At 62.3% G+C, this 10737-nt stretch carries 9 protein-coding genes; 4 read left to right on the forward strand and 5 right to left on the reverse strand.

Annotation, left to right across the window (positions count from 1 at the left end):
- The 4 genes from cyoB to hmpA form a co-directional block, all read right to left on the reverse strand.
- On the reverse strand, positions 1-2019 hold the full coding sequence (gene cyoB / locus H7A76_RS11775) for a cytochrome o ubiquinol oxidase subunit I (RefSeq protein WP_185698627.1): 2019 nt from the start codon (positions 2017-2019) through the stop codon (positions 1-3).
- A 3-nt stretch (positions 2020-2022) separates the two neighbouring features.
- Positions 2023-2967 carry a ubiquinol oxidase subunit II gene (cyoA, locus tag H7A76_RS11780; protein ID WP_185698644.1) on the reverse strand — a complete coding sequence of 315 codons (945 nt, stop codon included), beginning with the start codon at positions 2965-2967 and terminating at the stop codon, positions 2023-2025.
- Positions 2968-3762: 795 nt separating this feature from the next.
- The gene (locus H7A76_RS11785) at positions 3763-4272 is read right to left on the reverse strand and encodes a disulfide bond formation protein B (RefSeq protein WP_185698628.1); all 510 of its coding nucleotides are present in this window, start codon (positions 4270-4272) and stop codon (positions 3763-3765) included.
- Positions 4273-4656: 384 nt separating this feature from the next.
- The gene (gene hmpA, locus H7A76_RS11790; RefSeq protein WP_185698629.1) at positions 4657-5838 is read right to left on the reverse strand and encodes an NO-inducible flavohemoprotein; all 1182 of its coding nucleotides are present in this window, start codon (positions 5836-5838) and stop codon (positions 4657-4659) included.
- A gap of 154 nt (positions 5839-5992) precedes the next feature.
- Here hmpA and norR point away from each other — a divergent pair, with 154 nt between their 5' ends.
- The 4 genes from norR to H7A76_RS11810 all read left to right on the forward strand — a co-directional run bounded on the left by norR (position 5993) and on the right by H7A76_RS11810 (position 10192).
- Entirely contained in the window at positions 5993-7546 is a 1554-nt protein-coding gene (gene norR, locus H7A76_RS11795) for a nitric oxide reductase transcriptional regulator NorR (RefSeq protein WP_185698630.1), read from the forward strand.
- A 136-nt stretch (positions 7547-7682) separates the two neighbouring features.
- Positions 7683-8585: a chemotaxis protein CheV gene (locus tag H7A76_RS11800; protein ID WP_185698631.1), complete on the forward strand. Its 903-nt coding sequence runs from the start codon at positions 7683-7685 to the stop codon at positions 8583-8585.
- Between the two features lie 3 nt (positions 8586-8588).
- Entirely contained in the window at positions 8589-9068 is a 480-nt protein-coding gene (locus H7A76_RS11805) for a GNAT family N-acetyltransferase (RefSeq protein WP_185698632.1), read from the forward strand.
- 374 nt (positions 9069-9442) lie between these two features.
- Complete coding sequence (locus tag H7A76_RS11810) at positions 9443-10192, forward strand: YkgJ family cysteine cluster protein (protein ID WP_185698633.1); 750 nt, start codon at positions 9443-9445, stop codon at positions 10190-10192.
- A gap of 28 nt (positions 10193-10220) precedes the next feature.
- Here H7A76_RS11810 and H7A76_RS11815 read toward each other — a convergent pair.
- Positions 10221-10737: methyl-accepting chemotaxis protein (locus H7A76_RS11815; RefSeq protein WP_260497948.1), on the reverse strand; the 517-nt coding region annotated here is incomplete at its 5' end.

Raw genomic sequence — 10737 nt, forward strand, 5'->3', positions numbered from 1 at the left:
TTAAGCCTGTTCCAACGAGGTTTCAACACGGGTAGCCGGGATCACTTTCTCCGATACCAGACGCTTGTGCTGCTCGGCTTCAATGCGTTCGATCACCTCGACCGGAACCATGTAGCCCTGGTCGTCACGAGCGGCATGGATGATGAAATAGATCACGGTGCCGGCCAGGCCGAAGATGGCCATCCACCAGATGTGCCAGATCATCGCGAAACCGAATACGGTCAGCAGAGCACCCATGACCAGGCCGGTCGCGGTGTTGTTCGGCATGTGGATCGGTTCGTAGCGGCTTGGCTTCTGGTAAGCGGTACCGGCTTCCTTGGCTTCGGTGAATGCGTCGATGCCATCGGCCTTCGGCAGTACAGCGAAGTTGTAGAAAGGCGGTGGCGACGAAGTCGACCATTCCAGGGTATGGCCATTCCACGGGTCGCCCGCTTCGCACATGTTCTGCTTGCGATCACGCACGCTGACATACAACTGGATCAGCTGGCAGGCGATACCTACGGCGATCAGCACCGCACCGGCCATGGCCACGTGCAGGTAAGGCACCCACTCAGGGTTGGTGGTGGCGTTCAGGCGACGGGTCATGCCCATGAAGCCCAGCGCGTAGAGCGGCATGAATGCGACGAAGAAGCCCGAGATCCAGAACCAGAATGCAGCCTTGCCCCAACCTTCATGCAGCTTGAAGCCGAAGGCTTTCGGGAAGTAGAAGCTGAAGCCAGCGATGTAGCCGAATACGGCGCCGCCGATGATCACGTTGTGGAAGTGCGCGATCACGAACAGGCTGTTGTGCAGTACGAAGTCCGCACCCGGTACGGCCAGCAGTACGCCGGTCATGCCGCCGATGGCGAAGGTCACCATGAAGCCCAGGGTCCACAGCACTTGGCTGGTGAAGCGCAGGCGGCCGTGGTAGATGGTGAACAGCCAGTTGAACAACTTCACCCCGGTCGGGATGGAGATCAGCATGGTCGCCAGGCCGAAGAAGGCGTTGACGCTGGCGCCCGAACCCATGGTGAAGAAGTGGTGCAGCCAAACCATGAAGCCCAGGATCGAGATCGCGCCCGAAGCGTAGATCATCGAGTGGTGACCGAACAGGCGCTTGCCGGTGAAGGTCGAGATCACTTCCGAGAACACGCCGAAGGCCGGCAGGATCAGGATGTATACCTCGGGGTGACCCCAAGCCCAGAACAGGTTCACGTACATCATTGGATTGCCACCAAGTTCATTGGTGAAAATGTGGAAATCCATGTAGCGGTCGAGAGTCAGCAGCGCCAGGGTAGCGGTGAGGATCGGGAACGAAGCCACGATCAGCACGTTGGCCCAGGTGCAGGTCCAGGTGAAGATCGGCATGTCCATGGCCTTCATGCCAGGCGCGCGCATCTTCAGGACGGTCGCCAGGAAGTTGACCCCCGTCAGTGTCGTCCCCAGGCCCGATAGCTGTAGCGCCCAGATGTAGTAGTCCACACCCACGCCCGGGCTATAGCCCAGTTCGGACAGCGGCGGATAGGCGACCCAGCCGGTACGGGCGAATTCGCCGACACCCAGGGACACGTTCACCAGCACGACGCCGGAAACCAGCAGCCAGAAGCTCAGGGAGTTGAGAAATGGGTAGGCCACGTCACGGGCACCGATCTGCAGCGGCACGACGAGGTTCATCAGGCCGGTGAAGAATGGCATCGCCATGAAGATGATCATGATCACACCGTGGGCGGTGAAGATCTGGTCATAGTGCTCAGGTGGCAGGTAGCCAGGCGAGCCCTCGGTGGCCAGGGCCAGCTGGGAACGCATCATGATGGCGTCGGCGAAACCACGCAGCAGCATGATCATGGCCACGATGATGTACATCACGCCGATTTTCTTGTGGTCGACCGAAGTCAGCCACTCGGACCACAGGTAGGTCCATTTCTTGAAGTAGGTGATACCCGCGACGACCGCCAGACCACCGAGCGCGATCATGGCAAGGGTCACCATGACAATCGGCTCGTGGAACGGTATCGCGTCCAGACTTAATTTACCAAACATCGTTTACTCCTCTGCCCCGGCAGCTGAATGCGAGCTCATGTCCATTCCCTGCGAAGTGGCCACTTCTTTCTCTTTCTTCTCGTGCTTGAGCGGCTTGCCTGGAGTCATACCCTCATACTTGTCGATGATGGTCTGGAACAGGTTTGGCGCGTACGAGGAGTAGAGCTCCACAGGGTTGTTCTGGCTTGGCTTGGAAAGGGCCGCGTATTCAGCTGTGTCCAGCTGTTTAGGTGCCTTCTTGACTTCGTTTACCCAGGCGTCGAACTCTTCCTGACTGGTAGCGGTCGCCTTGAATTTCATGCCGGTGAAGCCCGCGCCGCTGTAGTTGGCGGAGATACCGTCAAGCTCGGTGTTCTGGTTGGCGATCAGGTGCAGCTTGGTGGTCATGCCCGCCATCGCATAGATCTGGCCACCCAGGCCCGGGATGAAGAACGAGTTCATCACGGTGTCGGAGGTCACGCGGAAGTTGATCGGGGTATGCGCCGGGAAGACGATCTTGTTGACCGTGGCGATGCCCTGCTCCGGATAGATGAACAGCCATTTCCAGTCCATCGCGACCACTTCGATGGTCACCGGCTTGACGTCGGACTCCAGCGGACGATAAGGGTCCAGGGCGTGGGTCGACTTGTAGGTCACATAGCCCAGGGCCAGGATGATCATGATCGGCACGGCCCATACGGCCACTTCGATCTTGGTGGAGTGGGACCACTTCGGCGCGTAGGTCGCGTTCTGGTTGGAAGCGCGATACTTCCAGGCGAAAGCGAAGGTCATGAGAATGACCGGCACCACCACCAGCAGCATGAGGATGGTTGCAGTGATGATCAGGTTTCGTTCGTCCAGACCGACCTGACCCTTGGGATCAAGCAAGGTCCATTTGCAGCCTCCCAGCATCAACATGCTGAGCAGCGGCAATAAGCCTAGTAATCTGGGGTACCTGTTTTTACTCATCTCACGACCTCTAAAGCAGCTTGCGCAATGCAGTTGGGTTTTGATCGCCAACACTTCACCCTGCCAAGGGTTGGCATTTTTCTTTAATTGAATAAGGGCCTGCCCGTTGCGGTGAAACGCTCAACGACACATCCCGGGCTAGCAGTGGTTCTTATTCGATCTCGTGGTCAAAGGCCCTGTTACAGACCAATTCCATTTGGTGCGGAAGTTAGGAAGGCGCCGACACCTGCAGTCGCATGGAGCGCTCAATCCACTCCTCGACCATCCTCGTGTGCTCAGGGGGGAGCAGCGTCGGAAATTCAGTGCGGGCGATTGTAGATATGTCGCGTTTTATAAACCATGTCTTATCCCGAAATAATTTTTATCGCTGACCGCAACAATCCCACACGATTGTTACGAAGGCGCAAAATCATATCGATTTTCATTCGCAACAAAAACCCCAGAAAAGTCCCTCATGCCGGTGCTGGCAGGCACCTGAAAAAGCCGCTGAAAGCCGCCATCCGTATGGCTCAGCCCTTGTAAAACGGGGTCTGTGAAGAATTGTATAGATAGCAGGCTATGGTTTTTCGCGGTCTTATCGACATGCACAAACTGACAGACATCGATTGAACCAGTCAGGTAATTTGCAGTCTCTTGAAACCATTCCCCCACCTCTCTGCGGCCGCGACAGTGTGACAACATGTCGCACTTTTGTTGCCCCCTGGCTTGCCGCAAATCACGGACTTTTCAGGCACCTCATGCGCGGCATGAAAAAGCCCCGGCTCCTTTACAGGAACCGGGGCTTTTGCGAGACGATCAATAGGTTTTCTTGCGATTGCGCACCACGCCCAGCGGCACCAGGATCACCGTCAGCACGAACGCCAGCAACGCCCACTGGGCCAGGGACAGGCCAAGGATCGGCGGGTACGGCGTGGAGCAGAAACCATCGACCTGGAAACCCAGGGGAAAGATACTCGCCAGCGGCAGGCTGTCGACGATCGGCTGCAGCACATCGATGCCGCAGCTCACCGCCGGATAGAACTGGGTGTACACATGGTGCCCGGCCACCCCGGCGCCGGCGAGGGCGCAGATGACCACCAGGGTCTCCATGAGGGTGACGCCGCGCCGCGAACCCAGGGCCGCGCCGATGAAGGCGAAGATCGCGATCAGCAACAAGGCGTAGCGTTGCAGGATGCACAGCGGACAAGGCGCCTCGCCCAGCACCACCTGCATGTACAAGGCACCACCGATCAGTGCCAGGCAGATCACCCCCAGCAGTACCAGGAAGCGTCGTTCACGCCCCAAACGCAGTCTGTCGTCACTCATCCCTTTTCCTTTTTCTGTGTGTTGCAGCGGTCCGCCCGCTTCTATCGCGGCGTCGCGCTGTGGAATTGCCAAATGGCCGGTTCGCCGTCGCAGTGCCCGGAAGTCTACACGCTGAACATGACCTTTGAATGCACGGCTTGCAGGCTGCAAGCCAAGGCCTGCCGGGCGAGCGATGGAATCGAACGGCTCGCCCAGGCAGTCGCGCCCCGGACGATATCGCCGGCAATTAACGACAGGCAGGTTAAGTCGGGATTAACCCGGCAGCCGCTCTTCCAAAGTTGGCCAATAGGTCTGGAGATTGCCGGCGCCCCAACGGTGGCTGGAATGCACCTGGCGGGCGCCGACAAGCGGCCCCTGGAGGACAGGAGCCGGCAGGCGGGAGGGTTATTCCAGGGCCGCGGCCGGGCCGAAGAACTCGTAGCGGCTCTGCTGCTCAGGAATGCCCAAGGCCTTGAGGTGGCGCTTGATCGCCGCCATGAAGCCCTTGGGTCCGAGGAAGTAGGCATCCAGGTCGCGTTGCTCGGGCAGCCACTGCGCCAGCTGATCCTGGGTCAACACGCCCAGGCTGTCGGCCGCCGGGCTGACGCCATCATCCTCGGCATAGCAGTAGAAACGCTTGAGCTGTGGATAACGTTCAGCCAGGGCATCGACCCACTGGCGGAAGGCATGCACCTGGCCATTGCGTGCGCAGTGGATAAAGTGCACCGGGCGCTCGGTGGCCAGGGCTGCCTCCAGCATCGGCAGGGTCGGGGTGATGCCGACGCCGCCACTGATCAGCACCAACGGCTTGTCGCTGGCCTGGAGGGTGAACTCCCCGGCAGGCGGGAACAGCATGATGCTACTGCCCACCGGGCATTGGTCATGCAGGTAGTTGGAAGCCACGCCACCGGCCTCGCGCTTGACACTGATGCGGTACTGGCCCTGGTCGGACAAGGCCGACAGCGAGTAATTGCGGCGAATTTCCTGGCCATCGATGAACAGCTGCAGGCCGATGTACTGGCCCGGCTCGGCGGCGAGGATCGCCCCCTGGTCGGCCGGCTCGAAATACAAGGAGGTGATTTCCGCACTTTCCCGCACCTTGCGCACCAGCTTGAATTCCCGGGCACCACGCCAGCCGCCCGGGGCCTGGGCCTTCTCGTCGTAGATGGCCGCCTCGGCGCCGATCAGGATGTTCGCCAGCTGGTTGTAGGCCGCGCCCCAGGCATCGATGACCTCCTGGGTGGCGATCTCGCTGCCCAACACTTCCGCGATGGCCCGCAACAGGCAACTGCCGACGATGGGGTAGTGCTCCGGCAGGATCTGCAGGGCGACGTGCTTGTTGATGATCTTGGCGACCAGGTCTCCCAGCTGGTCGAGCTGGTCGATATGCCGGGCGTACATCAGCACGCCATTGGCCAGGGCCCGGGGCTGGTCGCCGCTGGCCTGGTGGGCCTGGTTGAACAGTGGGCGGACTGCTGGATACTCCGAGAGCATCATTCGGTAGAAGTAGGTGATCAGGGCCTCACCCCCGCTTTCCAGCAGGGGCACGGTGGACTTGATGATGGCGCGATCTTGGACGCTTAGCATGGGACAACTCCTGGACTTATGACTGCTTGCAGGTTTCCCTTGTCCAATCAGTATTCGTGCCAAGATTAAAATCATTTAAATTCAATAACTTAAAATAATAGTAGTCATAAAGACTTCAATGAATTTATAGTCAAATCGACTACAAGGAGTCTTTATGACTGCAAAGGCCCTGCTCACCACCCTGCTGCCCCTGGTCACCGACCTGTCCCGGGAATTGCCGGAAGGCGAACGCTATCGACGCCTGCTGGAGGCGCTGCGCGTGCTGTTGCCTTGCGACGCCGCCGCGCTGCTGCGCCTGGATGGCGAGTGGCTGGTGCCGCTAGCCGTCGACGGCCTGAGTACCGACACCCTGGGCCGGCGCTTCAAGGTCAGCGAACACCCGCGTTTCGCCGCGCTGCTGGCTAGCCCGGGACCAACCCGCTTCGCCAGCGACAGCCAGCTACCCGACCCCTACGACGGCTTGGTGGAGGGGCTCGACGAGCACCTGGAAATCCACGATTGCATGGGCTGCCCACTATTTGTCGACGAACGCCCCTGGGGCCTGCTGACCCTCGACGCGCTGGATCCGCAACGCTTCGAGCCCATCGAGCTGGATGCCCTGCAGGCCTTCGCCAGCCTGGCCGCGGCCACCGTCAGCGCCGCCGAACGCATCGAACGCCTGGCCCAGCGTGCGGAGAACGAGCACCAGCGCGCCGAGGTGTATCGCCAGGCCAGCGGCCAGCATCGGGAAATGATCGGCCAGAGCAAGGCCCACAAGCACCTGATGGAAGAAATCGCCCTGGTGGGCAGCAGCGACCTGACGGTCCTGATCACCGGTGAAACCGGGGTCGGCAAGGAACTGGTGGCCCAGGCCATCCACGCCGCCTCGCTACGCGCCGACCAGCCGCTGGTCAGCCTCAACTGTGCGGCCCTGCCGGATACGCTGGTGGAAAGCGAACTGTTCGGCCATGTCCGGGGCGCCTTCACCGGCGCCACCCAGGACCGCCAGGGCAAGTTCGAGCTGGCCAACGGCGGCACCCTGTTCCTCGATGAAGTGGGCGAATTGCCGTTGCTCGTCCAGGCCAAGCTGTTGCGCGTGCTACAAAGCGGACAGTTGCAGCGCCTGGGCTCGGACCAGGAGCATCGGGTGGATGTGCGCCTGATCGCCGCGACCAATCGCGACCTGGCCCAAGAGGTGCGCAACGGCCGCTATCGTGCCGACTTCTACCATCGCCTGAGCGTTTATCCACTGCGCGTCCCGGCGTTGCGCGACCGTGGCCGCGACGTGCTGCTGCTCAGCGGCTACTTCCTGGAGCAGAACCGTTCGCGCATGGGCCTGGGCAGCCTGCGCCTGAGCGCCGATGCCCAGGCCGCGTTGCTGGCCTATCACTGGCCGGGCAACGTTCGCGAACTGGAGCACCTGGTCGGCCGCAGCGCCCTCAAGGCCCTGGGCAACCACCGGCAACGACCGAAGATCCTTAGCCTCGACGCCGCGGACCTGGACCTGCCCCACGCTGGCGAGAAACCCGGCGTGGCTGCCGAAACGACAACACCGGCCATGCCACTGGCGGTGCCCGGGGACCTGCGCCAGGCTACCGAGCACTACCAGCGCCAGTTGATCGACGCTTGCCTGCAACGGCACCAGCACAACTGGGCCGCCGCCGCCCGTGAGCTAGGCTTGGACAGGGCCAACCTGAGTCGCCTGGCCAAGCGCCTGGGGCTCAAATGAGCCCCCGCGGGGCGGTGCCTGCGACGAGCCGGATCGGCCAATCCGGCTAAAGCCCGTCCTGAAAACGTCGATAACCCGTTATCCATGGTTGTCCGTGGTTCGATCCACGCGCCAATTCTTCAAGAAGAAGGTTTTTATGTCCTCCAACAAAGCCCGCGCAGATTCGCTTTCGCTTCTGCTGTTTACCTTGCGCAGCGGCAAGCTGATGGCTATCAACCTGCTCAAGGTCAGCGAAATCATTCCCTGCCCGCCCCTGACCAAGCTGCCTGAATCCCATCCCCATGTGAAAGGCATCGCCACCTTGCGCGGCAACTCACTGTCGGTGATCGATCTCAGCCGGGCCATCGGCGAGCGCCCCCTGGCCGATCCGGACGCCGGTTGCCTGATCGTCACCGACGTCAGCCGCTCCAAGCAGGGCCTGCACGTGCAGGCCGTGAGCAAGATCGTGCATTGCCTGAGTACCGATATCCGCCCACCACCCTACGGCTCGGGCGGCGTCAGGTCCTACATCACCGGCGTGACCCAGGTGGACGGGACCCTGGTGCAGGTGCTGGACATCGAAAAAGTGATCCATGGCATCGCCCCGGCCCAGATCGAGATGGCCCCCACCGAATTGAGCATGGAAGACGCCGATGCCCTGGGCAACGCGCGCATCCTGGTGGTGGACGACAGCCAGGTGGCGCTGCAGCAATCGGTGCACACCCTGCGCAACCTCGGCCTGCAATGCCACACCGCCCGCAGCGCCAAGGAAGCCATCGACTGCCTGCTGGAACTGCAAGGCACGGCCAACGAAATCAACCTGATCGTCTCGGACATCGAAATGTCCGAGATGGACGGCTATGCCCTGACCCGGACCCTGCGCGAGACCCCGGACTTCGCCCACTTGTATGTGCTGCTGCACACCTCCCTGGACAGCGCGATGAACAGCGAGAAGGCGCGCCAGGCCGGGGCCAATGCGGTGCTGACCAAGTTCTCCTCGCCGGAGCTGACCCGTTGCCTGATCGATGCGGCCAAGGCCATCGCTGCCCACGGAGCCTGAACCGTGGAAGAACGCTATTGCCTGTTGATGCGCCGCGACCTGACCGGACCACAGCTCGCCCCCCGATGGCCGGTCGGGGTCAGCCTGCGCCACTACAGCCCGGATCTCGCGCCAGAGGTGCATCACTTGATGCAATTGGGTTACCTGGACGGCGGCGGCCGCGTCCCGGACCTCGATACCTGGCGCAAGGCCTTCGAGACCGATGCCGAATACGATCCTGAACTCTGCCTGGTGCTCCTGGAGGCCGGCCAGGTCATAGGCGTGGCCCAGTGCTGGACCAGCGCCTACCTCAAGGACCTGGTGGTGCATGCCGACGCCCGCGGCCGGGACCTGGGCCGGGCCCTGCTGCAACAGGTGTTCGTGATGTTCGCCGAACGCCGGGAAGAGCGGCTCGACCTCAAGGTGCTGGAAGACAACCTGCGCGCCCGCCGCCTGTACGACAGCGCGGGCATGCAAGTGGTCCGCCGCGAACGGGTGCCATAGGCACACTTACGCCGACACGCACGGCCTGTAGCCGCTACTGAGCCTGCGAAGCTGCGACAAGGCCCGCAGGGTCTTCGCGCTCTCCTCCTCCACCCGCCGACCGCCGCCCCGGCACCCCGTTCGACGACCGGGTCGGCTATAGCGCACCCTTGCTCTAGGGCCAGTACCCGCAAAAGCCCATGCAGGGCCGCAGCGGCATCGAGCGGTGCCTGTACCAGCGGTCCAGCCGCAAGGCGCTGGTCAGCGAGTGGAACAGCACTCGCCCAGCGCTCAAGAGCCGTTGACTGGCGCATAACTTGCTTCGCCAGGGCATTCGCAGCGTCGAACAACAGAAAGACGACGCCCCCTTTCGATCCGCTTGGGTTGCTCATGCCATGAACACTCGGTTTTCCTGCGTAGGCTGCGGCAAGTGCTGCCACGACCACCATGTTCCCCTGACACTCGCCGAAGCCCGGGCCTGGGCGGCCGATGGCGGCCAGGTGATCGTGCTGGTGGAGGCCTTCCTCGGCAATGGCCTGGGTTTGCCGGCACAGCAACGCGAACATGCCCAGCGCCGTTCCTGCCGGGTGCCCAGTGGCAGTGCCGATGCCTATGTGGCGATCACCTTCGCCGCCTATAACGTCGGCCCCTGCCGGAATCTTGACGAAGACCAGCTGTGCCGCATCTATGAGCGCCGGCCATTGGTGTGCCGTATCTACCCCATGGAGATCAATCCACACATTCCTCTGGTTCCCACGGCCAAGGAGTGCCCGCCGGAATCCTGGGAACAGGGCCCGCAATTGATCCTCGGCGGGCAATTGGTGGATGAGCAACTGGCCGAACTGATCCAGCGCTCGCGCCAGGCCGACCGGGATGACATCCAGGCCAAGCAAGCCATCTGCGCCCGGCTGGGCATCCGCACCACGGCGCTCAAGGGTGACGGCTTCACCGCCTACCTGCCGGACATGGACGCCCTGGCCCAGGCCATCGACCAGCTCCAGGCCAGCCCGCTCGTGGCACCGGAACAAGCCTGGCGCTTCCACCTGTCCAGCGAGCAAGTCGCCGCCGAGGTCGCCGCCAGCGGCGCCCAGGTGGTCAGCGATACGCCCCTGGACTACGCCTTCATCCCGCTGCGGGCCGCCTGAGCCCGGCGCCTGGGCAGCAAGGCGCGGCTCAGCCGCGCTTGTGCCAGAACTCCAGGGCCAGTTGGCGCAGGTCCCCTGCCAGGCCGGCCACGTCGCCGGAGTTCACATGGCTGAGCTGGCCGGCATGGACGGTCGCCTCGCAGGCATTGCGAATCCCGATGATGTTGCGGTTGATGTCTTCGCTCACCGCGCTCTGCTCTTCCACGGCCGCGGCGATCTGCAAGCTCATCTCGGTAATCTGGTTGACCCGCTGGCTGATGCCGTCCAGGGCCAGCGCCGCACGCTGGGCCTGCTCGACGCTGCTTTCCACATGCTGGCTGCTGTGCTGCATGGCCTCGACGGCGTTGCGCGCGCCATTTTGCAAAGTGCTGATCATGCGCTGGATCTCGTTGGTGGAATCCTGGGTCCGCTGGGCCAACCCGCGCACCTCGTCGGCCACCACGGCAAAACCACGGCCCTGTTCCCCGGCCCGCGCGGCCTCGATCGCCGCATTCAGGGCCAGCAGGTTGGTCTGCTCGGCGATGCTGCGGATCACCTCCAGCACC

The sequence above is a fragment of the Pseudomonas sp. MSSRFD41 genome (genome assembly GCF_014230245.1).
In the GTDB taxonomy this organism is placed as follows: Bacteria; Pseudomonadota; Gammaproteobacteria; order Pseudomonadales; family Pseudomonadaceae; genus Aquipseudomonas; species Aquipseudomonas piscis.

Excerpts from the sequence above, each read along its gene's own strand:
- cyoB (WP_185698627.1), bottom strand. The coding sequence starts at position 2,019 with ATGTTTGGTAAATTAAGTCTGGACGCGATACCGTTCCACGAGCCGATT.
- cyoA (WP_185698644.1), bottom strand. The coding sequence starts at position 2,967 with ATGAGTAAAAACAGGTACCCCAGATTACTAGGCTTATTGCCGCTGCTC.
- H7A76_RS11785 (WP_185698628.1), bottom strand. The coding sequence starts at position 4,272 with ATGAGTGACGACAGACTGCGTTTGGGGCGTGAACGACGCTTCCTGGTA.
- hmpA (WP_185698629.1), bottom strand. The coding sequence starts at position 5,838 with ATGCTAAGCGTCCAAGATCGCGCCATCATCAAGTCCACCGTGCCCCTG.
- norR (WP_185698630.1), top strand. The coding sequence starts at position 5,993 with ATGACTGCAAAGGCCCTGCTCACCACCCTGCTGCCCCTGGTCACCGAC.
- H7A76_RS11800 (WP_185698631.1), top strand. The coding sequence starts at position 7,683 with ATGTCCTCCAACAAAGCCCGCGCAGATTCGCTTTCGCTTCTGCTGTTT.
- H7A76_RS11810 (WP_185698633.1), top strand. The coding sequence starts at position 9,443 with ATGAACACTCGGTTTTCCTGCGTAGGCTGCGGCAAGTGCTGCCACGAC.